This is a genomic window from Paenibacillus sp. FSL R5-0744 (assembly GCF_037972555.1).
Taxonomy (GTDB): Bacteria; Bacillota; Bacilli; order Paenibacillales; family Paenibacillaceae; genus Paenibacillus_AQ.
In genome coordinates this window covers 1,671,147-1,696,960 of the sequence record NZ_CP150228.1, presented here as the reverse complement: position 1 = coordinate 1,696,960, position 25,814 = coordinate 1,671,147, and the positions used below count along the sequence as shown (strand labels likewise).

Sequence of the window (25,814 nt, the reverse complement as noted above, 5' to 3'; positions counted from 1 at the left end):
CATGAGTAAAAAAGTACTGATTGTCGGAGGAGTTGCAGGAGGCGCATCAGCGGCCGCCAGACTTCGGAGATTAGATGAAGAGGCTCATATCATCATGTTTGAACGTGATCCGTACATTTCTTTTGCCAATTGCGGACTGCCTTATTATATCGGAGGTTCCATTCAAGATCGCTCCAAGCTGCTGGTTCAGACACCAGAGGCGATGCATAAACGTTTTAACATCGATGTTCGGATTCAAAGTGAAGTGGTGTCTATCGACCCTGTGAACAAGAAAGTAAGAGTAGAAAGTATAGAAAAAGGCTCCTATGAAGAGAGCTATGATGCGCTTATTTTATCACCCGGCGCTAAACCGATTCGTCCGAATCTACCTGGTATCGAGAGTTCCAAAATTCACATGCTGCGCAACATTCCCGACACCGACAAAATCAAAACCAAAGTCGCAGCCGAAGGCACTCGTTCCGCCGTTGTGATCGGTGGTGGGTTTATCGGTGTTGAGATGGCTGAGAACCTTAGAGAAGTTGGACTGGAAGTATCCTTGATCGAGGCGGGTCCGCAAATCTTAGCTCCGTTCGATCCTGAAATGTCTTCTATTTTGGCAAAAGAGCTTGATGAGCATGGAGTTAATCTTATTTTTTCGGATATGGTTCAAGGGTTTGCAGATGTTGGTGAACAAATAGAAGTTCAATTGGCAAGTGGCACGGTGCTGCAAAGTGATATGGTTCTGCTGGCTATCGGCGTTTCACCGGATACCTCTTTCCTGAAGGATAGTGGCTTAGAGTTCGGTCCACGCGGGCATATCTTGGTCAACGAGCGTATGGAGACAAATTTGGATCAGGTTTACGCTGTCGGTGACGCGATCGAAGTGGTGGATTTCGTAAACGGAACTAAAACCGCCATTCCATTAGCAGGCCCTGCCAATAAACAAGGTCGGATTGCAGCGGACAACGTTAGCGCTCTAAACACTACTTATAAAGGTTCCCAAGGAACTTCCATAATCAAAGTATTTGGAATCACAGGTGCTTCTACCGGCAATAACGAAAAAACACTACAGCGTTTGGGCTTACCTTATCACGTGATTTACGTACATCCAAGCTCTCATGCAACTTATTATCCGGGGGCAACTCCGATATCTATGAAGCTGATTTTTGATCCAAAAGGTACGGTGCTAGGAGCACAAGCTGTCGGTTACAGTGGAGTAGATAAACGTATCGACGATATCGCCACAGTTATTCGGTTCAGAGGTACGGTCACTGATTTATCGGAATTGGAGCTTACTTATGCCCCTCCTTACTCTTCTGCTAAAGATCCAGTGAATATGGCTGGCTTTGCTGCTGAAAATATTTTGAAAGGCATGACTACAGTATTCGTTCCTAAGGATTTAGAAGGTCGTGACAACAACAATACCATTTTAGTTGACGTACGTTCGGAAATCGAGCATGCCAACGGTCATATTGAAGGGTCCATTAATATCCCTGTGGATGATCTGCGTGGTCGGCTAAGCGAGCTTGACCCTAGTAAAGAAATTTGGGTGTATTGCCAAGTTGGACTTAGAGGCTACACAGCTTCCCGGATTTTGCAGCAAAAAGGTTTCCGTGTGAAGAATCTGACCGGAGGCTATAAGACATTTCAACTGAGTAAATACTCGCCTAAAAAAAAAGATAGTCTGACGCCAAACGCAGGTATTTCAGCAGCCCGTAAAGAAATCGCAGCAACGGGAGCACCGGCGGGAACTGGCACTGCTTCAGCTGCAGGCAATGCCAACGCTACAGCTTTCGCAGCCAACTCCAGCGCATCTGTATCCACCCCTGCCAAACAAGAATCGGATCTAACACCTGATTCCGTGCTTGATGCTTGCGGACTATGCTGCCCTGGGCCGCTGATCCAAGTCAAGATGAGCATGGACCCGCTCTTGGACGGCCAAGTCTTGAAGGTAACGGCTTCCGATCCGGGATTCTATGAAGATATTAAGGCATGGGCTCGTATGTCGAAGCATACGCTTTTGCAATTAACGAAGCTGCCTACTGGCATGATTGAAGCTTATCTGCGCAAAGGCATTACCGCGGATTCCGTACCTGCAGGAGCACAGCCCGTCCAAACTAGTAATGCAAGTACGATGGTGGTATTCAGCGGTGATCTGGATAAAGCGATCGCTTCCTTCATCATTGCCAACGGAGCAGCCTCCAGCGGCAAAAAAGTGACGATGTTCTTTACCTTCTGGGGTCTCAATATTATCCGCAAGGATGAGAAAGTGCCTGTGAACAAGAATATTATCGGCAAAATGTTCGGAGCGATGATGCCCCGCGGCAGTCGGAAGCTAACGCTTTCGAATATGAACATGATGGGCGTGGGCTCCAAAATGATCCGCTCTGTAATGAAGAACAATAATGTCTCTTCTTTGGAAGAATTGATTCAAATGGCTGTCGACCAAGGCGTCGAGATCGTTGCCTGCCAAATGTCCATGGATCTTATGGGCATTACCCGTGAAGAACTGATCGACGGTGTTGGAATCGGCGGCGTAGGATATTACCTCGGTCAAGCCGATCAATCTAGTCATAATCTATTTATCTAAATACCTTAACACCGCAAAGAGACTCCTCTATTTATATAGAAGAGTCTCTTTGTTATATAAAAATGAACTCACCAGAATCGGTGATATAGATTTGAATAACCAAAATGCAGAAATTGGCTGGATCTGGATACAGAATCTAAAACCTGCTATCCTATTTAATAGGCATTCATCCTAATAATGACCTATTTTGGGTGGAATAAGGAGACTAAATGAATAACCCGATACATATTCTCGTTGCTGAGGACGACAGCGACATCAACCGATTGCTGTGCAACATTATTAAGAAAAGCGGCTACATCCCCCAACCTGCTTACTCGGGAACGGAGGCACTTCTCTATCTGGAGCAACGTCAATGGAGCATGCTGCTACTGGATCTGATGCTGCCTGGCATGTCGGGAGAGGAACTACTTGAGAAGATTGCCGGGCGGGACGATATGTCGGTAATTATCATTTCAGCCAAGGGTGAGCCCCAGACCAAGGTATCTGCCCTGCGGGCGGGGGCGGATGATTTCATTACGAAGCCTTTCGACGTTGAGGAAGTCTCTGCACGGATCGATTCTCATCTACGTTTGTATTCGCGGATTGCGCAATCGGCTTTGCCTAACGTGCTCCAGCATCAGGGCCTTGTACTTCATCGAGATGCGATGTCGGTTACGGCAAATGGAGCGGAACTGACGCTCACAGCTCTAGAGTTTGAGATTCTCTCGTTGCTTTTGTCGGCCCCTAAGAAGGTGTTCACGAAAGCGAATTTGTACGAAAGGGTCTGGCACGAGCCATATTACGGGGATGACAATACGGTCAATGTCCATATGAGCAATTTGCGCAGCAAGCTAACCAAGGCCGCACCAGGAAGCGAATTTATCGAGACAGTATGGGGCATAGGTTATCGGCTCAAGCCTTAAGACATTCTTAAGATTTGGCTTTAGCTCTTCTTATGTTTTCAATTCTATACTTGGTCTATCACGAAAAGGAGGCCAAGACGAGATGTACGAGTATGTATTAAAAACAAATCAACTATCCAAAAAGTTCAAGGGCCATACAGCGCTGGACAAAGTCAATTTGTCAATCCGTAAAGGCTCTATTTATGGTTTTATTGGGCAGAACGGAGCTGGAAAATCAACATTAATCCGTATGGTAACCGGACTTGCTTTTCCGACACAGGGGACGATCGAGCTGTTCGGAGCCAGTGAAGAGCAGGCCTTGATCCAGGCTCGTAAGCGAATCGGCTCGATTATCGAGAGTCCCGCTTTGTTCCCCCATATGACTGCGTGCGAAAATTTAGAAGCAAACCGGATTCTACGTGGTATTCCCGGTAAAGATTGCGTTCCTAGAATGCTAGAGCAAGTTGGACTGCAGGGCGCCGGCAAGAAGAAAGCCAAAAATTTCTCACTTGGAATGAAGCAACGGTTAGGTCTTGCCATCGCCTTGCTGGGAGATCCGGAATTTCTGATTCTGGACGAGCCGACCAATGGGTTAGATCCGATGGGTGTCGTCGAAATGCGCGAACTGCTCAAGCGACTAAACCGTGAGCTTGGCATTACGATAATGATCTCAAGTCATATTCTAAGTGAGCTGCATTTAATGGCAAGTCATTATGGCATTATTCATCGCGGTCAGTTGCTTGAACAACTCACTGCGGAGGAATTAAACGAGAAATGTCAGCAGTATTTATTTATCAAAGTGGATGATCCGGGCAAGGCAACAGCCGTCATTCAGAACGAGCTGGGTACGGCCGATTTCGAAGTGATGCAGGATGGAACCATCAAGTTGTATAGCCGCATTGAGCAGCCAGGCAAAGTATCAACAGCGTTATTCTCTGCAGGCCTAGAGATCGAGAAGTTTATGCCTATGGGTGAAGACTTGGAAAGTTATTTTACGAAGCGAATTGGGGGGAATCCAAATGTATAATCTGATCAGAGTTGAATTTTTCAAGCTCCGTAAGAATAGATCATTTAGGACTTTTCTATTGGCACTTTCCGTCCTCTCGCTTGCTTACCCATTGCTATATTATTTTGATCATCGGTCCAATGGGGAACCTCAGATCACCGGCGCTGAATTTCTGACTACCTTTATTTCAAGCAATGCCTACATTATTAAATTCGGCGTAGCCATTCTGGCTGGATTCTTTATCTCTAACGAATATTCCACAGGGGTCATGAAGACAATCGCATCTTCGGGCAACACCAGAGGCCGGCTGTTCGCGGCAAAACTAATCGTATTCGCAGTTGGGGCCATGGCGATTTCGCTCGTCTTTCCTATTGTCAGTACAGTCGAAGTCACGCTGCTTTCGGGCTTCGGTCATCTGCCGGAAGGAAGCACTACACTTTTTATACCGCGAGCCCTCGGGCTAACGTTGTTGTACACAGCTGGTTACGCAGCCATCGGGGCGCTGTTCACCGTAATCCTAACCGACAGCGGCAAAACTATCGGCTTCTCAATGATTTTCTTCCTTATGATCGATACGGTTTTGGCTGGTATAGGTTCGAAGATCTCTTTATTTAGTAATTTGTACGATTATTCCATCTTCAAACTGGTGAGCGATATCGGTAAGCCCAGTATCGACAGTGGAGATTGGCCAACGCTTTTACTTGTACCGTTGTTGACAATAGCCGTTTCCGGGGTTCTCGGTATTCTCGTATTCCACAGAAAAGAAATCAAATAATAAATAGGAGGTGCAGGAGAGTGTTGCTTATTCTGACAATCATATTGTTTGCGGCAGGAGCTCTCCTGCTTTTCCGTTTGTTGATGTTAAGGCGAGAGCTAGGGCGGATAACAGAGCAATTGCATACCTACAACGAGCGAGCAACCGGTAAAAAAATCGATGTGGCTCTATTCGACCAGAAGCTTGAGGCGCTTGCGGGACAAATCAATCGTCAATCTGATTTAATCGTCGAAGCGGAAGCCCAGCGAATACGTGTCGAACAAGAATTCCGTCAGGCTGTAGCGAATATTTCACATGATATCCGTACACCCCTCACCTCCATCTTCGGTTATATTCAACTGTTGGAGGATGAGTCAATTACCCCTGATGAAAAACTTGAATATGTTGCCATCGTTAAAAATCGGACGAAACGGCTGCAGGCACTGCTGAATGATTTTTTTGAGCTTTCCTTGATCGAATCGCTAGATTATCCTCTACATACCGAAAAGCTTGGGATGACGGCCCTACTCTCGGAAATTCTGGTCGGATTTTACGATTCCTTCAACGATCGCAATATTACACCGGATATACGGCTACCTGAGGAAAATGTATCCCTATACGCCGATGAATCCGCTGTGCGGAGAGTTGTCGAGAATTTACTTGTCAATACGGTCAAACATGCGACCGGGTATGTGGAAATCCGTTTCGAACGACAGCAGGAAACAGCTGATTTAACGATAGTAAACGATGCGAAGGAACTAGACGGAAGCGATGTTAACCTCTTATTTGACCGATTCTATACCGCAGACCGTACCCGATCTTCTCAAGCCTCCGGGCTTGGTCTCTCCATTGCCAAAAGTCTGATGAATAAAATGGGTGGCACGCTGACAGCCGAACTGGAGGGTGAGAAACTGATAATGACCTGCCGTTGGAAACTAGGCGATGCTGGCATTGGCTTAGCTAATTAATTTGAATGTAAAGGGGACCGACAACGATTTGTGGAACCATTTATCCTGAAAAATATTCCAATCAAAAAGACTCCTCTATTTATATAGAAGAGTCTTTTTGCGTTGAAGGGCTGGCAGAAGTAATGTTCAATTCTAACTCAGCAAGTTGATGCTTGCTTCTTCAAGCGAAGGTATAAGAAATTTATGATCGATTGGCGATGACATCACGATTAAAATCGTATAGGTACCGTATTTGTCACATTGATTTCCGAAATCCTCGAGGGCTCGTGTAGAGTCGGTTACTACTTTCAATAAGTAGTTGTGTTCCCCACTTATACGGTAACATTCGACGACATCAGGACTTGAGCGGCAGAAATCAAGGAATGCATTACAATCCCTAGAATGAAATAACATGTAGGCAGCAGCATGTTTTCCAATCTTTTCAGGGGAAATTATGGTGCGATACTCGCTGATGATGCCTTTCTCCTCCATACGCCTAACTCTTTCCGTAACTGCAGGTTGCGATAAACCGACACATTTTCCCAGCTCTGTCATAGAAATTCTTGCTTGATTTTGAAGATGAAAAAGAATTTGCTTATCAATATGGTCCATCAAAATCACTTCCTTTAAATTTAAGGTTACCCCTACAAACTAGATTGTAATTAACCGTTATAAGGCTAATTTAACTTAGTTACCTTATGTAATCAAGATAACTTGTTATATATAATAACCCTACAATAGTAAAGTGTTCATGGCTTTAACTATTCCGAAGGGATGAAGACTGTTGAGTATATTGGATTCAAACAAAATAAATACAGAATGGTTATCAGGTCGCATCGATGAAGTAATTGATCGAACCCTTGCTGACAAGCGCCTGGTCGGTGCTGTCATTAAAGTGGCGATAGATGGGGAACTGGTTTATAGCCGCGCTGCCGGCCTTGCCGACCGCGAGATGAACCGACTTATGCGGGAAGACGCCTTATTCAGGCTCGCCTCGGTTAGCAAACCTATCGTTTCAACGGCAGCCCTAGTATTAGTTGCTCAAGGTCGCCTACAGCTCGACGACCGCGTTGATCGTTGGATTCCAGAGTTTCGGCCACGTTTGCAAAATGGCGAGTTCGCGACATTGACGATTCGTCATTTGATGACGCACACCGCAGGCCTGTCTTACCGATTTTTTCAAGAAGAGAATGGTTCCTATCAGTCAGCAGGGGTATCAGATGGTATGGATCAGTCCGGCATCACATTGGAAGAGAACTTGCGTCGTCTTGCCTCTGTACCCCTCCTCTATACGCCAGGTACCGAGTGGAAATACTCCATCGCGACAGACGTGCTAGGAGCAGTAATTGCAAAGGTCACAGAAACACCGCTCAATGAGGCCGTACATTCACTCGTGACAAAGCCGCTTGGCATGAGCGACACGGGTTTTATTGCAGTCAATCGAGAACGACTGGCTACTTCCTATGCCAATGATACTCCAGAGCCACGGCCTTTACATGATCCCGACAGTATTGCCTTTATGGAGGGAACGGCTGGATTCCTGCTTGCCCCTGGTCGAGCACTTGACGATACTGCCTATCATTCTGGAGGAGCTGGCATGGTCGGCAGTGCTGGGGATTTTTTGCAGCTGCTGGAAACATTACGTAAGGGCGGAGCACCGCTGCTACCAGAGTCTCTGGTTCACGATATGACGACCAACCAGATCGGTGATCTGCCAATGGCCTTCTGGCCAGGACGAGGCTTTGGCCTAGGCATTACGGTACTGAAGGATCCTGTCGCCGCAGACACTTCGGAATCCCCGGGTACATGGCGTATGGGTGGCACCTATGGTCATTCGTGGTTCGTCGACCCCGAGCAACGGCTCAGTGTCGTGGCATTTACTAATACTGCACTAGAAGGTATGTCGGGTCAGTTTACCGTTGACCTTTGTGATGCCATTTATGATAGACGTAATAAATAAAGAACGAACACAAAGAGCCTTGGTCCGGAATGAACCGGTCTAGGCTCTCTGTCTAGTAAATCCTATTCGAGTGTGTATCATTGAGTTTTTTACAATTTAAAAGAGAGGTGCTTCTCCAATGACCCAAAACACAACTTCTACCACACAAAGTGCCTCCAGTACTCCCTCTTCTGAACATTTACCATGGGCAGGATTACTCGCCCTTGCTATGACGGGGTTTATCTGTATTCTTACCGAAACGATTCCGGCCGGCTTGTTGCTCCAAATAGGTGATGGGCTTGGTGTCTCCGAGGCCCTTGCGGGTCAACTTGTCACTTTGTACGCCCTTGGTTCACTGTTGGCCGCGATTCCCTTAACCACCATGACGCGTGGATGGCGGCGGCGACCACTGCTACTAATGTGCATCCTTGGTTTTCTCGTATTCAACACCGTCACCACTTTTTCTTCCAATTATATACTTACGCTGGCAGCTCGGTTCTTCGCAGGCGTATCCGCTGGAGTCTTATGGGGCATGATAGCAGGTTATGCCCGGCGCATGGTGCCGGAGTCACTCAAGGGACGAGCAATGGCGGTAGCGATGGTTGGCACGCCTCTAGCTCTGGCACTCGGAGTCCCTGCTGGAACACTTCTTGGCACTCTTGTGGGCTGGCGCTCCATCTTCGGGATCATGTCGCTGCTGGCTCTGATGCTGGTCGGCTGGGTACTTTGGAAGCTACCGGACTATCCAGGGGAGGCTCCTGATAAGCGGCTCCCTCTCTACAAGGTTTTTGTTATTCCAGGGGTACGGCCGGTACTGTTTGTCGTTCTGACATGGGTGCTAGCACATAACATCCTGTATACCTACATTGCACCCTATCTTACTCAGGCTGGGCTTACCCAGCGCGTTGACTTGGTACTGCTTATTTTCGGCATTACTGCGCTTATTGGCATCTGGGTCATCGGTATTTTGATCGACCGTAAACTACGTCCATTGGTTCTTAACAGCCTCTTTGCTTTCGCCTTGTCATCCATTGCACTGGGCATTAGCAGCAGCCAACCCATAGTGATCTATCTAGTGGTTGCTGTATGGGGGTTGACGTTCGGAGGAGCGGCTACTTTGCTACAAACAGCAGTTGCTGAAGCAGCTGGCGAAAGTGCAGATGTGGCCCAGTCGATGTTAGTGACGGCATGGAACCTAGCTATCGGCGGTGGCGGCGTGATGGGTGGGATTCTTATTGAAACAGTTGGTGTCCGCTCCTTCCCGTGGGTACTGTTTATTCTATTGATTCTTGCGCTACTAGTAGCGTGGCGCGCTAAAGAATACGGATTTCCTTCAAGAAAGCGTTGAAGCACACCTATGAAATCATGCCACAATCATCAAGTTTACGGATCACGGTAGCCGAACACGAAATATAAAAAAAAGCCAGTGGTGCATATTATAAATGACTAATATGAACTACTGGCTTACTTATATTAGATTTTTATTAAAGCTCAGACTTGGCCTTTTCTGATCTCCTACTCTACAGCCAAAGCATTAAATTCTTGCAGATCCTTGGCTAAATCTTCTTCTGTGTATTTCCCTTGACCGAAACCAACCAGCGCCCGTAGCGGCATATATTTCATCATCGCCATGAACATTTCCGGATTATCATCCATCGCACCTTCCATGCCAAAAATACTGCTGAACTTCTTCACTTTATCTGCCGTGCGTGGATTGTCCAGCAAATCACCAACGGTACTGTTGCGATGATAACTTAATGCAAGCGGAGCAGTCGATTCCACTTCAATAGAAGCAGTCAGACGAATATCCCGCGAAGATGAACCGATAGCAATCTCAAAGACTCCACTTTCCACATGCCAATCACCAATGTTAACGTTGTAATAAGCAAAGGAGCGTTTATCCAGTTCAAAAGAAACCTCTTGCTCTTCCCTAGGCTGAAGCTCTATCTTCTGGAAGCCCTTAAGCTCCTTAAGTGGACGGATCACGCTGCTCTTCACATCGCTAACATAGAGCTGAACAATTTCTTTTCCTGCGCGAGTACCCGTGTTTTTGACGGTGGCCGTAACTTGTACGTTCTCGGTATCTTTTATGCTGCTCTTGGAGATTCTCAAATTGCTGTATTGAAACACTGTGTAGCTTAGTCCGAAGCCGAAAGGAAACAGCGGTTCAAGCTCTTTTTTATCATAATAACGATAGCCTACAAACAAGCCTTCTTTGTACTCTACCGTATCCCCTTCACCTGGGAAATTAAGAAAGGATGGATTATCGCTCAGCTTCATCGGAAAGGTCTCTGCTAGTTTACCACTTGGACTAACCTCTCCAAACAGTAAATCTGCCACTGCACCGCCAAAAGCCTGACCGCCTAGATAACCTTCAAGAATCCCCTTAGTTTTATGAATCCAAGGCATTTCTATGGGTGAACCATTGCTGAGTACAACAACGATATTACTTTGCACCTCAGACACTGCTTCGATCAACGCTTTATGGCTCTCTGGAAGCGACAAATGACTACGATCATAACCCTCTGATTCATAGTTATCCGGAAGTCCAAGGAACAATACGGCTACATCACCTTTTGCCGCTGTATCCCGTGCCTCTTGTAGCAAAGCTTCATTAATCCCGTCATGATTCAGTTCATATCCTTGCGCATATAGCAGTTCGGCAGAACCTGCAAGGGTCTTCATCTCTTCAAAAGCATCGTCCAATTTCGTCGGATTCACATGTGAGCTGCCCCCGCCCTGATAACGCGGATTTCTAGCAAACTCGCCAATGACCGCAATCGTTCCTTGCTTTGACAGCGGCAGAATGCCTTCCTCATTTCTAAGGAGAACCATACTCTCCCGCGCCACTTCACGAGCCAGACGGTGATGCTCATCAGCATTAAATGAAGCATTATCTTTACGGTTCTCCACCGCCTTAAAAACAAAGGTAAGTAACCGTTCCACTGCAAGATCTAACGTTTCTTCAGACAGCTCGCCACTTTGTACTGCTGCGACAATCTTGGCATCACCAATGCCTCCGGTTGACGGCATTTCCAGCTCCAGTCCTGCTTGTAGAGCCTTCACCCGTTCATTAACCGCTCCCCAGTCGGAAACGACGAATCCCTCGTAGCCCCATTCCTCTCTAAGAATCTTTGTCAGGAGAAATTCACTCTCGGAGGCATATTCACCATTTACCCGATTGTAAGAGCACATCACGCTCCATGGCTGACTCTGCTTAACTGCGCCTTCAAAGCTAGCCAGATAAATCTCCCGCAGCGTCCGCTCATCAATAACAGCATCAACAGACATTCTCCGGTGCTCCTGATTATTAGCGGCAAAATGCTTAAGCGAGGTGCCTACCCCTTCACTTTGCACACCTTTGATATGATTCCCACCCATCTCCGAGGAAAGATAAGGGTCTTCCGAAAAATATTCGAAGTTACGACCGTTCAGCGGGGAGCGCTTAATATTCGTTCCCGGTCCGAGCAGAACAGCAACGTTCTCTGCTTGACACTCTTTCCCGAGTGCTTTACCTACACGACCGATTAACTCCCGATCCCAGGAAGAAGCCATCCCTGCTGCCGAAGGAAAACAAGTCGCGGGTACACTGTTATGGAGTCCGAGGTGATCGGCGCTCTCTTTTTGCTTGCGTAAACCATGGGGTCCGTCCGTTACCATTAAAGAGGGGATTCCGAGTCGTTCAATGCCCTTTGTATTCCAGAAATCAAGCCCTGAACAGAGTCCTGCTTTCTCCTCAAGGGTCATTTGTGATATGAGTTCATGAATGTTGGTTTTCATAAAAATACCTCCTCTGAATGTATACTATCCCCATTTTAATCTACTTCATGTTAGATTTATGGCATTATCATTGTATTTTTGGTATTCTGGTTGGGCGAGGGGGTTGAAAGAATGTTGAATCATTTGGACGGTTATGAAGGAGCTCAATATATTTGTAAAGTGTTGTATGAATCGCTGCAAATTCCTGTGTTTCTGCTAGATGCCAATCGGAGAATCCAGCTAGCGCTGCCTACCTCTTCAGAGAGCGCCCCGTGGGTTCATAACCTCAATGAGCTTCTTTCAGAAATTGCAGACTCTACTAAAAGCGAGAACAACTCTGACCACGATAGCTCAAATGCCTCTATACCGATCATCCGCACCACTAACTTCCTAGAGAATTACATCCTTCTCCATCTGCCCTCAGGCAGCAGTAACGGGGGAAGCATTGTGATCGGTCCTACACTTTATACTCACCTTTCAGAGGACAATATGACAAGTCTGATGCGTGACCATGAAGTTCCATTAAAGCTTCAAGAGCAATGGATGAAATACTACCGCAGCTTGACCGTGCTAAATAAAATGAGACTTTACCATACCGCTATGCTGATGTACTCGCTCGTCACCGGAAAGACGTTATCTCTTATCGAACTGCTACTCGACACCCGAACTCTTGAGTATAATCAGCCTCCCGCAGGCAGTTTGGACTTGGATGTTTCCTATCGACGTGAGAATACATGGCTGCACCACGAACCCATGCTTGAAAAAGCTCTATTTCACCATATCAAAAATGGAAATAAAGCAGAGCTACTTCGTGTCCAGGCAACCTTCTCTGAAGACAATTATGGAGTTCTCTCCAAGAAGAGCCATTTACGCAACAAAAAGAATCTGGCGATCTCCTGTATTACGCTCGCTACTCGTGCAGCAATAGATGGAGGACTGTATTGGGAGATTTCTTATACCCTCAGCGACTTTCATATCCAGCATATCGAAGAACTAAAGGATGTTCCGGCTGTAGATCATGCTATTCTTAATGCGCTTTGCGATTTCGCCGACCATGTCAAAGAGAGCCGGTTGGCGAAACTTTCGCGCACCGTGGCCCTCTGTCAGAACTATATTTTTAATCACTTATATGAGGAACTCTCCTTAGATAAGCTGGCTGAAGTCGCTGGATTGAACAGAAGCTATCTCTCCCTATTATTTAAGAAGGAAACAGGATTCACCATCAGTGATTTTATTCAATTCGAGCGGATTGTAGAAGCCAAACGATTAATCGAATTACCGGGCATTAGCTTATCTGATATCGCTACGAGGCTACATTTCAATGACCAGAGCTATTTTACCAAAGTGTTTAAGAAATATACTGGCACCACCCCTAAACAATTCAGAAGAAACTGGGAAAGCACGCTTTAAGTATAGATAACACGACAAAAAACTAAAAAGAGGATTAAAGATCAGTGATGGCTGCCAGAACAGTATTATTGAAGTAATCCACATACATATTTTTAAATGGCTTCTGGTGATCTAGCTCTACGGATAAATGCACCGTAACTGTCTGATAAATCGGATCAACGCAGAGGAAAGGACCTGCCGCGCCCCAGTGTGAATAGGCTTCTGGAGAGAACAAATCTCCACCATCACGCTTCGAGCCGTTAATCGCCCATCCGTACCCCCAATACGCTTCTGGAAAAACCTCATCTCTATATTGTGAGGATACGCCTGGAATTTGGTTGCGGGTCATTTCTTTTACGGTTACCGGACTAAGAAATCGTACTCCGTTATATATCCCACCGTTAAGAAACATCTGGCCAAAGACAGCCAAATCCATAGCCGTCGAGTAAGCGCCGCCCCCCGCAGATACGGAATTCAAATTATACTCGCTGTCCACCCATTCCGCGCACGCTGCTTCTGGTGCACGTCTTACTACTTTGTCCCGCACGTCCATGGGTACACGATAATATGTATTTTCCATACCAAGCGGTTTAAAAATGGTTTCCTTTACGAATACATCATAAGCCTGTCCGCTAACGCGCCGGATGATTTCACCCAACAGCTCATAGCCATACCCGCAATAAGACATGACCGTACCAGGTTCGTTACTAAGCGGTGCATCATAACCTCCATATAAGTACTTGTGCTGATCTGGATCTTGATTAGGTTCGTGTGGAGGGTACTCTCCTTGTTCCTTTTTCAACTGTCCGTTCTGCCAAATCACCTCACCCTCCAGGCCAGAGGTATGTGTCAATAAGTGATGTACGCATACCTTAGTTTTGCCTTCACCTGTAAATTCGGGGATGTAATCGGAAACAGGTCTGTTTAGACCAATCTTCCCTTGTTCCATTAACATCATTATAGCGGTTGCCGTAAACAGTTTTGTTATGGAACACAGTGGATAAATAGCATCTACAGTTAATTCCGCTGCGCCTGGCTCTGGACCGAATTTCCCGTTCGCTTGATGGACGAGTAGCATCCCCTTTCTCGCAGCAACAATAACTTGTGCCGGTGTGATGTTGTCTTCAACCATTTGTGCAGCTGCTATACGTATGCGCTCTATACCGTAAGCCGACACACCCGCCTGTTCTAAAGAATGAAATAATAGTTCTTTCATGGGTAGCCCTCCTAAATAAATTTATTCAATACATATATAAATTATTATATAAATATGTTAAATAATCCTGCTTACTTACTATTTACCTGTGACTCCATGGTTAATGAGCTATTCTTAATAAAAGAAAAACGCTAATCTCGGTTATCTCCCGAAAATTAGCGTTTTATTTTAACCTCATCCACTTCTTCACTAAGTGACCGCTACCTTAAAAGCATCGACATTTAATGCCGTCCCATTGATGGTTAATGTGGCGTTGTAATAACCGCGATCACCACTCGGCTTACATTTATAATCACCCGAACATCCGCACACAAAGAATTTTGTATTTGTATAACCTGGATATATATTAGTAAGCTTTCGATAAAACAAATGTCCATGATGTGTGAAAATAGCTAGCACCTTATCCCTCACTTTCGTAGGAATAGCTGCAAAAAACTTAGCAGTCTCCGCCGCGCTTAATACATGGCTAGGATCGACCGTGATCCCGCTCACTTTTAAAGGCCAATGAAAATCAATAATATAAAAATGCTGATCATCTAAATTTTTCAATATATTTATACTTCCCGGAGTGAACTGCCCCATAGCACAATTAAGCCACACGTACTTCACCATACCTTGTGTCCCCGGAAAATTCATTTGCCCTTCCACTGCACCTAAATATTGCGTGAACAAGGACTGTGTACTAGCCTCCCAATTCCCTATAGATGCTTTATAAGGGATGCTCCCCAGCGTGCTTGTTACCGTATCTTTAAAATCCTTGTAGTAAGCATTTGCATTATTTCCATGATTCGCTCCCGCTTGCGTGTTATCTCCTCCAAAAATAACAAATCTCTTATTCCCGCTCCCTACAGCCTTTGGCAAAAGATTTCTAAAAATGCTTGCGCTATTCCCATATCCCACATGACTATCCCCAATTACCGCGAAGTTGATAGTCTGGGCTGTTGCTTTAGGATTCAGATTACGTTTGGGCTTAGGACTGGCGAGAAGCCTTCGCTTCTTAGTGGAGGCTGTCTGCTTTTTCATCTTAATCACCTCTTTAAAATGGATGAAGAATACCTGGTAGTATATATATTCGATCCAATATGCTTTCTCTTGGACAGACGTATCCTTTAAAAAGAATAATAGGGCAGATAATTAACAGGCTTATCTAAAAAGGTAAGATGTTATAATTAGTTCCACAGACGTCAATAATACAGTTCGATCCATAGCATTATAGTTTGAAAATATATTCAAGTAACGGAGGCCTTATTTTGAATAACGTTATCCCGGAATGGGCCGAATCTCATTTTCCTTTATATAGCGCTGGCAGCATTCAATCGATGTATGGGACCTCAAATCTACCAAGAGTTCAGATTCATGAGAATCTAACCGTATTACTGGCCGTTGCCGCTGGTAAAGGGAGCCTTGAGGTTAATAATCTGACTTATGAGCTTACAGAAGGAAGCGTAATCCTTCTCCCCGCTAATACTCATGCCTCTTTAATTACAAATCTCCAGCAGCCGCTTCATGCCTATAAGCTCACCATCTGGATTCAAGAGCAGACTCAGGCTATACCTGGCGGTGCGATGATACGAAAAAGCGAAATGGCTTCGAGTTCAAATATGCTGTTGTTTCCTTATGAGCCTACTATTGTATCCAGTGTCAAGGAATTGTATCTTCACCGACTGCCAGATCGAGAAACACGCCATGTACAGAATCAAATGCTTTTTCATCAGATTATTCTACAATTGCTCGAACAGCAGGAAGCCAGATATACAGTTAACGAGCAACCATCGATGGAACGGAGCATTTCTTACCTGGAGAATCACTTTAGCGAAAAAATAACACGTGAGCACTTGGCCGCCATTGCGGGTGTAAGCAGCTCGCATTATTCAACGCTGTTTAAGCAGGTGACAGGCTTCAGCCAGAGCGAATATCTGTCGCGGCTACGGGTTCATAGTGCCAAGGAGCTTTTGCTTAACGGTTCAGGCACACTTAGGGAAATTGCGCTAAAGGTAGGCTACAAGGATGAATTTTATCTCAGTCGTCGTTTTAAGCTGCAGACAGGCGCATCTCCGTCTGGTTACAGCCGAAGCTCTTTCCAGCGAGTTGCCGTAATGCTTACCCCTTATGCAAGCCATTTGCTGTTACTTGGCTTAGAACCTGCGGTAACCATCTCTGAAAGTAGTGAATATTTGAATCTTTCGGATCAGGAGCCACCGCAGTCGATGAAGTTTATCAATACAAACAGCTCGGCTGAACAGATCAGATCGCTATTAATTGATGCCAACGTTGAACTGATTATTGCGGCCAAAGAACATCTGGAGGAATACGGATTGAAGGCCGGGCAGCTGCGAGCTGTAGCACCTATTATGGAGATCTCTTGGAACGAAATCGGCTGGAAAGATCAGCTACGCCTAATCGGCCGAGCCATTCAGCGGAGTGAACGGGCGGAGCAGTGGCTGAAGGATTTTGAACAAGAAGAGCTAGAAGCCCGAGAAATAGTACAGCACAGCACAGTAGCTAACGATATCATCACCATTCTGGTAATCAAGCCTGAGGAGCTACTCGTTTACGGAGCAAGGAATGTAGGTTATGTGATATACCAATCCCTTGGACTTAGAGCACCGACCTTGATTGACAACGAGATAAAAAGATTGGGAGATCAGTTCCATTCGATTTCGATCGGGGTTTCAGATCTTGCAGATTATGCAGGAGACAGAATTTTAGTCATTGTATTTCCCGATGCCAAAGGCTCTACTGCGCATACTGAAGCGATCTTTCAATCCCCTTATTGGAGCCAGCTTCCCGCAGTGCAGCAGAAGAAAGTCCATATTCTTGATCTGGATGATTGGGTGCCTTATAACCCGGCTTCGATTCGCTTACAACTAGGACGAGCGGTAGCTTTATTCGGAGGCAAATAATAGTCCAAGTCTTTTTTCCAACAAAAAGGCATGGTTAGGCACATAAGTGATCCCTATAATGATTACAAATGCGAATGATTCTCATAATCACTCTAAGGCATAGGCTGAAGATTGATTTACACTGTTTGAATTGTTCAAAGTAACACTGTCATACAAAAAAGGGGAGAATTATTTAATGAGAAAGATATTTATTCCGTTTGTACTTATTATGGGGATTGCACTTAGTGCTTGTGGGGGAAATCAGGCGAAGAATGATGCTAGTCCTACAAACAGCCCATCTTCTACTCCTGCTGCGGAGTCAGAAAGTGCGACTTTTACGTATCAATCCGAAGATGGACCTGTTGAGGTTCCAACACATCCTCAGCGTGTTGTTGTACTCACCCGTTTTTTAACAGGTAATGTCATGGCACTGGGTGTACCTGTTGTGGGCGTAGATGAAATGTCCAAAACTAACCCACGCTTTGAAGAGCAACTAAAAGACGTAGAAGCGGTTAGCGATGAAAGTCTGGAGAAAATCATTGAACTGCAGCCGGATCTGATCATCGGACTCTCCGATATTAAGAATATCGATAAATTCAAGCAAATCGCACCAACCGTTACTTATACTTATAATAAAGTGGATTACTTAACCCAACAGCTGGAAGTCGGCAAATTGGTGAACAAAGAAAAAGAAGCTCAAGCTTGGGTCGATGATTTTAGTGCCCGCACCAAAAAAGCGGGTGAAGAAATCAGAGCGAAGATCGGTGATAATGCAACTGTCTCTGTTATTGAGACCTTTAATAAGCAATTGTATGTATACGGGTATAACTTTGGCCGCGGAACTGAACTCCTCTATGGGGACTTCAAGCTTGGCATGCCAGAAACAGTAAAAGAAAGCACCAAAACGGATGGATTCTTTGCTGTCTCGACAGAAGTGCTGAAGGATTATCTGGGCGATTACGTTATTTTCAGTAAAAATGCGGATGAAGATAATTCCTTCCAGAATACAGAAATCTACAAGAGCATTCCTGCCGTCAAAAACAATCGTGTTTTCGAGGCTGATGCAAAAGCATTCTATTTTAACGATCCGCTTAGCCTTGAGTACCAGTTGGAATTCTTTGAACAACAATTTCTTGGAAAATAAAGATAATGACTACGAAGCAAACTTCCATTCCATTTTTATATAAGCTGCTTGGTAGCGTGCTGGTAATGGTTATATGCCTCGTGATTGCTATGCTATTCGGGGCTAAAGAAACCACTTTCAATGATCTGTGGCTTGCCATCACCTCTAATTCAAAGGCAGACAATGTCCTTATTCTGCGTGAGATCCGGCTACCTCGCGAACTCGCCGCCATGCTGATCGGTGCTGCCTTTGCCGTATCCGGTGCTATCATGCAGGGGGTTACACGCAATCCATTAGCCGACCCAGGCCTGCTCGGTCTGACCTCGGGCGCGAATATGGCGCTGGCTCTTACGTTTGTATTTCTGCCGGGACTGAATTATTTTGGTACCATGATCGCTTGTTTTTTTGGCGCTGCCCTAGGAGCCGTGCTAGTGCTTGTTCTCGGTTCTGTGCGCCAAGGTGGCTTCTCTCCGATTCGAATCGTACTCGCCGGTGCAGCGGTATCTGCCTTTCTGTATGCTATTGCAAGTGGTGTAAGCATTGCCTTCAAAATATCCAAGGATGTATCCATGTGGACAGCGGGTGGATTGATCGGCACAACCTGGGGCCAGCTTCAGGCTATTGCACCTGTGATCATCATCGGCATCGTGGTGGCATTAATATTTTCAAACCAGTTAACCATTCTTAGCTTAAGTGACGAGGTAGCCATCGGATTAGGACAAAATCTTGCTGTGGTTAAAGGGATTCTATTCACTCTTATTATTCTGCTGACTGGAGCATCGGTCGCTCTAATTGGGGATATGGCTTTTGTAGGGCTGATGATTCCGCATATTGTCCGTAAGATTGTCGGTACCGATTACCGGTATATTTTGCCGATTTCGATCTTTACGGGTGCATCGTTCATGCTTCTCGCGGATACAATTGGACGGACAATCCATGCACCTTATGAGACGCCAGTGGTCGCCGTCGTAGCTATGCTTGGGCTACCTTTCTTCTTGTTTGTTGTTCGGAAAGGAGGTAAAACACTCTCATGATTTCCTCTGCACCCGTGCGAAAGCAACGAATTATCCTATGTGTATGCACCGGTTTGATTCTGCTAACAGCTATCGTCAGCATGGGAATCGGATACTCATCCCTATCTTTTGACAGACTGCTTCCGGTTCTGTTCGGGCATGGAACCTTTAAAGAGGACTTTGTATTATTCTCTGTAAGATTGCCGAGGATTCTGATTACACTGCTGGCAGGCATGGCCTTGGCGTTATCCGGTTCCATTCTGCAAAGCGTTACACGAAACGATCTAGCCGACCCCGGTATTATTGGTATCAACTCTGGTGCGGGTGTGGCTGTCGCTGTTTTCTTTCTTTTTTTCCCGGTTAGCGCTGGATCATTCATTTATGCGCTGCCGCTGGTTGCTTTTATAGGGGCATTACTTACGGCAGCATTAATCTATCTATTTTCATATAGTCGGACTAAGGGGCTTGATCCTGTTCGATTGGTGCTCGTTGGGGTAGGGTTCTCCCTAGCGTTGTCTGGCGTTATGATCGTGATCATTTCGTCCGCGGATCGTGCCAAGGTAGATTTTATTGCAAAATGGATCGCAGGGAATATATGGGGTACAGATTGGCCATTCATTTGGGCTTTACTGCCTTGGTTGATCTTACTAGTTCCCTTTACCCTGTACAAATCACAGCGACTCAACCTGCTCAGCCTAAGTGAAGTCTCTGCCATTGGTGTCGGGCTGAATCTCGAACGTGAACGTATCGTTCTGATTCTCACGGCAGTTGCAGCTTCCGCCTCCGCGGTTTCTGTCACAGGCGGGATCGCCTTCATCGGACTGATGGCTCCACATATTGCCAAATCGCTAGTCGGCCCGCGTAATCAGATGTTTATTCCCGTCGCTGTATTGCTGGGCGGCTGGTTGCTTCTGATCGCGGACACCGTTGGCCGCAATCTTGTCGATCCTGACGGCATCCCGGCAGGGATTATGGTGTCGCTAATCGGCGTACCTTATTTCGCTTATTTATTGCTTAAGAAATAAGCAGTTCTATAAACAAAAAAGAGAACCTCGGCATAATTACCGAGGTTCTCTTTGCTGACCGCCTTTGTCCCGAGATTTCCACCTCGAAGAGCAGTATATAATCAAGAAATCTGGGGACAACAACGGCCGCAAGTCCAATGATTCACCGCAGTGAATACTGAGCTTTTTGTTCGCAAATTTAGTTCAGCCTATATATCACCTAAATCTTCATATCCTTACCCGTATAATCTACAAACATGAAATGACCTTCTGGTGTAGAACGCTTCTCGATCAGGTCAAGGATCCCCTCGGCACTTTGATTTGGATTTGTCGGTGCCTCTGCCCCGCCCATATCGGTTTGCATCCACCCCGGATGCACGCTGAGCACTTGAATCCCACGTTCTTTTACATAGACATGCAGCTGCTGTGTGAACATATTGAGCGCCGCTTTGGAAATGCCATAAGGATAGTCGTTCGGATAAGCATTGGTGATACTTCCTGCTTCCGACGATATATTGATGATCGAGCATTCGGGTTCCGTAAGTAGCGGCAGGAAATGCTTAACCACTCGTATCGGTCCATACAGATTAATATCCATCGTTGTAAGCATATCTTGGAAATCCAACGCTTCAATCGATGTATCCCGAGCGTTGAGTAGCGCCGCATTATTAATAATGGCACCGAGGGTCCGTCCTTGTTCTTGTAGACTCGAAGCAAGTGCCGCGATTCCCGCCTCATCCGTCACGTCCAGCGCAGCGATGGTAAGCTTATCTCCATAGGTTTCAGCAAGCTTCGATAGCGCTGTTTGTTCCTGATCGGGCCGGCGAACCCCAGCAATAACTCCATAGCCCCGCTTCAGCGCTTCGGCCGCCAGTTCATAACCCAGTCCACGTCCAGCACCTGTAATGATAATATTCATAGTTATTCCTCCCCGCTATCCTTATCGTTCTCTAGCAGCTCCACAATTACTTTTAACTCCTTGAAAGTGTCCATATAAGCATAACGCCCCCCGGTATACTCACCCTTTTGCTGGAGTGGGAAGCCTTTGCCTTCTAGCAGCATTATCTTTTCTTTCATTCCTTCAACTAAAAAAGCAATATGATGAGGTCCCTCACCATGTTCATTCAAGTAATCCCGCCACGTACTCGGCTCATGATCCGGTTCTATCAATTCCAGCTGCAAAGAGCCCATATCAAAAAAAGCTAGCTTAGCCCGCGCCTGCGTAGCCACGCCATTATGCCGTGTCTGTGCAACATCTTCTGTATCTGTAACGATAATTTCCGGCTTTTTGAGTCCAAAAAACTCCGCATATGCCGTACTTACCTTCTCCACATCATTCACCAATATTCCAATCTGCGTAACAAAATGATTGCCTAGCAATCCTGACATGCGCATCAACCTCCTATTAGTCTGACAAGTCCACCATACCGATTCTTTGAAAGGGCTGTCAAGCCTGTGTTGAAATCATTCTGAGCAACGATAATTTCAAGTATGTTTGTTTCGCTTAATCACCAATCCGGTTATAGAATGAAAAGTTTACATTAACAAAAAGGGGTGAGGAACGATGGACCATAGAAAAAGATCACGCCTGATGCAGCAGTTTGTTTTTGTCGGGCCTACTTCCTTGTTTTTCTTTATGATTGTGCTGATTCCTTTCTTTTTAGGACTCTATTATTCTTTTACCAGTTGGAACGGAATCTCACGTGATGTGGAGTGGACCGGACTCCGGAATTATCTACATATCTTCACAAAGGACCCTTCCTTTCTTCATTCATTCTGGTTCACGGCGAAGTTCACTTTCTTCGGTCTGGTACTGACCAATCTGCTCGGCTTCGCACTCGCTTATGTGCTGACCCGCAAGCTATTCACGCGCAATGTCCTGAGAACGGTATTTTTTGTACCTCATGTTATCGGTGGACTTTTGCTCGGGTTCATTTGGCAGTTTATTTTTGTCAGAGGATTCTCCTCGATTGGACAGGCTACGAGCTGGTACTTCTTTAATCTTCCGTGGCTGGGCACCGGAGGGACAGCCTTCTGGGCGATTGTAATCGTATTTGTCTGGCAAAATGCAGGGTACCTAATGGTCATCTACATTTCTGCAATCAACAACGTTCCCAAAAGCCTGATTGAAGCCTCAAAAGTGGATGGTGCCGGACGCTTTCAGGCTTTACGCCATGTCACCATTCCGCTGGTTATGCCAGCTGTAACCGTTTGTCTGTTCCTTTCTATCTCTTGGTCGTTTAAGCTGTTCGACCTTAACCTGTCGCTGACCAAGGGTGGTCCCTTCAAAGCTACTGAATCTGTAGCGTTGAATATTTACAATGAGGCCTACACTATTAGCCGATTCGGGATGGGCTCCGCAAAAGCGATGATTTTCTTCGTCATTGTGGCCGTAATCTCCCTGCTACAGGTTAGAGCAACCAAGAAAAGAGAGGTGGAGCTGTAATGGAGACTACCGCCAAGAAATTCAATGTGCCATTGCTTCTCGTCGAAGTAATTGTGATCCTGCTAGGCCTTCTATTCCTAATACCGTTTTACTTTCTGCTAGCTAACTCGGTTAAAAGCTATAGTGAGATTCTTTCGGATTCCGCTGCGCTGCCCTCTGTATTCCAGTGGAGCAACTACGCCGAAGCTTGGAAAGCTATCAATTTTCCTCGTGCCTTTATGAACTCTTTTATTATCACGGTGATTAGTAATATTCTGCTAGCGTTCCTCTGCTCTATGTGCGCTTACAAAATGGTCCGCAATAACAGCTTATATAACCGCATACTTTATATTGCTTTAGTGGCCGCTATGGTTATTCCGTTTCAGGCGATCATGATCCCGCTGGTGCAAGTTGTTAGCGGTCTGGGCGTCATGGATTCAACCGCAGGTTTGATTTTAGCGTATCTTGGATTTGGCGCCCCGATGACTGTGTTTCTATTCCATGGCTTCGTCAAATCGGTACCTCTTGATATTGAGGAGGCTTCGAGAGTAGACGGCAACAGTCCTTATGGTACCTTTTTCCGGATTGTGCTTCCGCTCATGCAGCCGATTATTGTCACTGTCATTATTCTGAATACCCTGTGGATCTGGAACGATTACCTGATGCCTTCGCTTATTCTGCAGGACCCGGTGCTTCGCACCATTCCCATCGCCACTTATAGCTTCTTCGGACAATATACGAAGCAATGGGATTTGGCACTTCCGGGACTTGTGCTCGGGATTACGCCCGTGGTCATCTTTTTCCTAGCGATGCAAAAATATATTATTGAAGGCATTGCCCAAGGCTCCGTAAAGGGCTAACGATACATGTTATTTTCAGCCAGAGAGGATGAATGAATATGAGAACCAAACGTGGAATCCTCCTCGCATGCTCCCTGCTGCTGGCTGCCCTGACAGCCGGCTGCGGACGTGGCAGTGACAATGCGAATGGAGTTAAAACCGTGCATATCTACCAGTTCAAGGTTGAAATATCTGAAGCGCTAGCTTCGCTTAAGACTGAATTTGAAAAGGAACACCCCGATATTAAGCTGGAGGTGCAAAGCGTGGGTGGCGGGACCGATTATGGTGCCTCCCTACGCGCCAAGTTCTCATCAGGAGATGAACCGGATATCTTCACCATTGGCGGCAACAATGAACGTGATATGTGGATGGAATATCTGGAGGATTTAAGCGGTGAAGCTTGGGCCAAGGATGTTAAGCCCCTAGCAGCAGAACAAATGACCGCAGATGGCAAGCTCTATGGCATGCCGATGAATCTCGAAGGATACGGCTTCATCTATAATAAGGACCTGTTTAAGAAAGCAGGCATCACCGAGAAACCCTTAACTCTAACCGCTCTGCGCGAAGCCTCCGAGAAGTTAAAGGCAGCAGGCATCACACCTTTTGCAAATGGATATCAGGAATGGTTCGTGCTCGGCAATCATAATGTGAACGTAGCTTTCGCCCAGCAGCCAGATCCCGAAGCATTTATCGCCGGGCTTACGGACGGCACCAAAACTTTCGCCGGAGACCCGGTTTTCTCCAAATGGATCGAACTGCTGGACCTTACTGTAGAGTATGGCAACAAGAATCCACTCTCGACCGATTATAATACCCAAGTCACAATGGTAGCGAGCGGAGAAGCCGCGATGATGCAGCAGGGCAACTGGACACAAGGACAGATCGACGGCATCGATCCTAATCTAAATCTGGGTATCCTACCGATGCCCATTGACGATACCCCCGAAGACAATGACAAGCTGTATGTAGGCGTGCCAAGCAATTGGGTGATCAATAAAAACTCCCCCGTTAAGGAGGAAGCCAAGGTCTTCCTGGATTGGCTGGTCACCTCCGAGACCGGGAAAAAGTATATCACTAAGGAATTCCAGTTCATCCCTGCGCTCGACAGCATTAAGGGCACCGAAGAAGATCTTGGAGCGCTGGGCGCCGAGGTGCTGGCTTATACCGATAAGAAACAAGCTCTGACCTGGAACTGGACCCGTCTGCCGAACGGGATGCCGCAGGAATTATCCAGCAGCATCCAAGGGTATCTCGGTGGCAAGCTGACCAAAGAAGGCATGCTGAAGGAATTCCAAGTCAACTGGGATAATCTCAGTGTGCAGTGAGTTACCTGCTCTGTACACGATCGTAAAGAAAAAGCCGCGCAGCGATGCACGGCTTTTTCTTTACGATCATATTCATTTGACTAGTTCGCACGCAGCATACTAATTTGTCTGGCAAGATACACTGGTGTATAGGGCATGTCATCTCGAAGCCAAGAAATAACCGTGCCAATTAGGGCTGCTGAACCGTACCAAACAGCAATGTCCTTCTGTATGGGCATCTTGGAATGCTCAGCAGCACCCTCCTTTTTCTCCTGGTGTGCAGAGATGATTTCCGCCATCAAGTTGAACAGACGGTCTGTAAAAATAGGGCTTCTTTTCGATGTGAGTATCACTTTATAGAATTTGGCATTTTCCGCAATATGCTTAAGCAGACTCTCTAGTATCCTCAAATTCTCTTCTTCAACCGATTCGTGATCGTTGTCATCGTTGTTGACCACTTGTAAAATGTCCTCCACCATTTCATCCGCCATCTTTTCCAACATATCCGGGAGATCCCGATAATGCAGATAAAAAGTAACACGATTGATTTTAGCCCGCTCTGCAATACGGTTTACTGATATTTTCTCAATATCCATTTCCTCAAGCAATTCAATCACAGCATCTCTAAGCAATTGACGTGTACGAAGTACCCGGGGATCTGTACGTTGCGTTGTGTTATTCATCTTACTCTCTCCAATCTTTAACTTTCATATCGTAAACTACAATTTTTAAATAATTGTTGTTTTTTAATGAGAAAACACTAC

At 45.9% G+C, this 25,814-nt stretch carries 22 protein-coding genes; 15 read left to right on the top strand and 7 right to left on the bottom strand.

From position 1 onward, the window contains the following. Position 1 precedes the first annotated feature (1 nt). From MKY19_RS07385 to MKY19_RS07365, 5 genes are all read left to right on the top strand, one after another. A complete protein-coding gene (locus tag MKY19_RS07385; protein WP_339801672.1) occupies positions 2–2,569 on the top strand; it encodes an FAD-dependent oxidoreductase in 2,568 nt (855 codons plus the stop codon). 209 nt (positions 2,570–2,778) lie between these two features. After that, positions 2,779–3,471, top strand: coding sequence for a response regulator transcription factor (locus MKY19_RS07380; RefSeq protein WP_076284332.1), 693 nt, complete (start codon positions 2,779–2,781; stop codon positions 3,469–3,471). Between the two features lie 82 nt (positions 3,472–3,553). Continuing rightward, the gene (locus MKY19_RS07375) at positions 3,554–4,477 is read left to right on the top strand and encodes an ABC transporter ATP-binding protein (protein WP_339801669.1); all 924 of its coding nucleotides are present in this window, start codon (positions 3,554–3,556) and stop codon (positions 4,475–4,477) included. Then, positions 4,470–5,231, top strand: a complete 762-nt coding sequence (locus MKY19_RS07370; protein ID WP_339801666.1) for an ABC transporter permease — start codon at positions 4,470–4,472, stop codon at positions 5,229–5,231. Before MKY19_RS07375 ends, MKY19_RS07370 begins: the two co-directional genes overlap by 8 nt. Before the next feature lie 20 nt (positions 5,232–5,251). Further along, the gene (locus MKY19_RS07365; RefSeq protein WP_339801663.1) at positions 5,252–6,178 is read left to right on the top strand and encodes a HAMP domain-containing sensor histidine kinase; all 927 of its coding nucleotides are present in this window, start codon (positions 5,252–5,254) and stop codon (positions 6,176–6,178) included. A 132-nt stretch (positions 6,179–6,310) separates the two neighbouring features. Here the strand turns inward: MKY19_RS07365 and MKY19_RS07360 are convergent, their stop codons facing one another. Beyond that, entirely contained in the window at positions 6,311–6,769 is a 459-nt protein-coding gene (locus tag MKY19_RS07360; RefSeq protein WP_076298160.1) for an Lrp/AsnC family transcriptional regulator, read from the bottom strand. Positions 6,770–6,947: 178 nt separating this feature from the next. On the opposite strand from MKY19_RS07360, the gene MKY19_RS07355 reads away from it, so the two are divergent. Both MKY19_RS07355 and MKY19_RS07350 read left to right on the top strand, forming a co-directional pair. After that, on the top strand, positions 6,948–8,117 hold the full coding sequence (locus tag MKY19_RS07355; protein WP_339804211.1) for a serine hydrolase domain-containing protein: 1,170 nt from the start codon (positions 6,948–6,950) through the stop codon (positions 8,115–8,117). A 118-nt stretch (positions 8,118–8,235) separates the two neighbouring features. Then, a complete protein-coding gene (locus tag MKY19_RS07350; RefSeq protein ID WP_339801660.1) occupies positions 8,236–9,444 on the top strand; it encodes an MFS transporter in 1,209 nt (402 codons plus the stop codon). Between the two features lie 167 nt (positions 9,445–9,611). Here MKY19_RS07350 and MKY19_RS07345 read toward each other — a convergent pair whose 3' ends face one another. Beyond that, positions 9,612–11,876: a glycoside hydrolase family 3 C-terminal domain-containing protein gene (locus tag MKY19_RS07345; protein WP_339801658.1), complete on the bottom strand. Its 2,265-nt coding sequence runs from the start codon at positions 11,874–11,876 to the stop codon at positions 9,612–9,614. A 111-nt stretch (positions 11,877–11,987) separates the two neighbouring features. Between MKY19_RS07345 and MKY19_RS07340 the strand changes: the two genes are divergently transcribed. Next, on the top strand, positions 11,988–13,265 hold the full coding sequence (locus MKY19_RS07340) for an AraC family transcriptional regulator (protein WP_339801655.1): 1,278 nt from the start codon (positions 11,988–11,990) through the stop codon (positions 13,263–13,265). 34 nt (positions 13,266–13,299) lie between these two features. Here the strand turns inward: MKY19_RS07340 and MKY19_RS07335 are convergent, their stop codons facing one another. After that, on the bottom strand, positions 13,300–14,460 hold the full coding sequence (locus MKY19_RS07335; RefSeq protein ID WP_339269619.1) for a serine hydrolase domain-containing protein: 1,161 nt from the start codon (positions 14,458–14,460) through the stop codon (positions 13,300–13,302). A gap of 189 nt (positions 14,461–14,649) precedes the next feature. Continuing rightward, positions 14,650–15,483, bottom strand: coding sequence for a metallophosphoesterase (locus MKY19_RS07330; protein WP_339801652.1), 834 nt, complete (start codon positions 15,481–15,483; stop codon positions 14,650–14,652). Positions 15,484–15,710: 227 nt separating this feature from the next. Between MKY19_RS07330 and MKY19_RS07325 the strand changes: the two genes are divergently transcribed. The 4 genes from MKY19_RS07325 to MKY19_RS07310 all read left to right on the top strand — a co-directional run bounded on the left by MKY19_RS07325 (position 15,711) and on the right by MKY19_RS07310 (position 20,503). After that, complete coding sequence (locus MKY19_RS07325) at positions 15,711–17,363, top strand: helix-turn-helix domain-containing protein (RefSeq protein WP_339801649.1); 1,653 nt, start codon at positions 15,711–15,713, stop codon at positions 17,361–17,363. Positions 17,364–17,538: 175 nt separating this feature from the next. After that, a complete protein-coding gene (locus tag MKY19_RS07320; protein ID WP_042185910.1) occupies positions 17,539–18,486 on the top strand; it encodes an iron-hydroxamate ABC transporter substrate-binding protein in 948 nt (315 codons plus the stop codon). Between the two features lie 5 nt (positions 18,487–18,491). After that, complete coding sequence (locus tag MKY19_RS07315; protein ID WP_076284343.1) at positions 18,492–19,499, top strand: iron ABC transporter permease; 1,008 nt, start codon at positions 18,492–18,494, stop codon at positions 19,497–19,499. Next, positions 19,496–20,503 (top strand): iron ABC transporter permease, encoded by a 1,008-nt coding sequence (locus MKY19_RS07310; RefSeq protein ID WP_042185906.1) that lies wholly within the window; start codon positions 19,496–19,498, stop codon positions 20,501–20,503. Before MKY19_RS07315 ends, MKY19_RS07310 begins: the two co-directional genes overlap by 4 nt. Positions 20,504–20,702: 199 nt before the next feature. Here MKY19_RS07310 and MKY19_RS07305 read toward each other — a convergent pair whose 3' ends face one another. Together MKY19_RS07305 and MKY19_RS07300 are read right to left on the bottom strand one after the other, a co-directional pair. Then, positions 20,703–21,401 carry an SDR family oxidoreductase gene (locus tag MKY19_RS07305; RefSeq protein ID WP_339801646.1) on the bottom strand — a complete coding sequence of 233 codons (699 nt, stop codon included), beginning with the start codon at positions 21,399–21,401 and terminating at the stop codon, positions 20,703–20,705. 2 nt (positions 21,402–21,403) lie between these two features. After that, positions 21,404–21,871: a VOC family protein gene (locus MKY19_RS07300; protein ID WP_339269607.1), complete on the bottom strand. Its 468-nt coding sequence runs from the start codon at positions 21,869–21,871 to the stop codon at positions 21,404–21,406. Positions 21,872–22,046: 175 nt separating this feature from the next. Here MKY19_RS07300 and MKY19_RS07295 point away from each other — a divergent pair, with 175 nt between their 5' ends. The 3 genes from MKY19_RS07295 to MKY19_RS07285 are packed head-to-tail and all read left to right on the top strand — an operon-like array spanning position 22,047 to position 25,071. Continuing rightward, positions 22,047–22,928: a sugar ABC transporter permease gene (locus MKY19_RS07295; RefSeq protein ID WP_339269605.1), complete on the top strand. Its 882-nt coding sequence runs from the start codon at positions 22,047–22,049 to the stop codon at positions 22,926–22,928. Further along, entirely contained in the window at positions 22,928–23,767 is an 840-nt protein-coding gene (locus MKY19_RS07290; RefSeq protein WP_339269603.1) for a carbohydrate ABC transporter permease, read from the top strand. Before MKY19_RS07295 ends, MKY19_RS07290 begins: the two co-directional genes overlap by 1 nt. A gap of 38 nt (positions 23,768–23,805) precedes the next feature. After that, positions 23,806–25,071: an ABC transporter substrate-binding protein gene (locus MKY19_RS07285; protein ID WP_339269600.1), complete on the top strand. Its 1,266-nt coding sequence runs from the start codon at positions 23,806–23,808 to the stop codon at positions 25,069–25,071. A gap of 80 nt (positions 25,072–25,151) precedes the next feature. Here the strand turns inward: MKY19_RS07285 and MKY19_RS07280 are convergent, their stop codons facing one another. Beyond that, positions 25,152–25,733, bottom strand: a complete 582-nt coding sequence (locus MKY19_RS07280) for a TetR/AcrR family transcriptional regulator (RefSeq protein ID WP_042185894.1) — start codon at positions 25,731–25,733, stop codon at positions 25,152–25,154. Between the last annotated feature and the right edge of the window lie 81 nt (positions 25,734–25,814).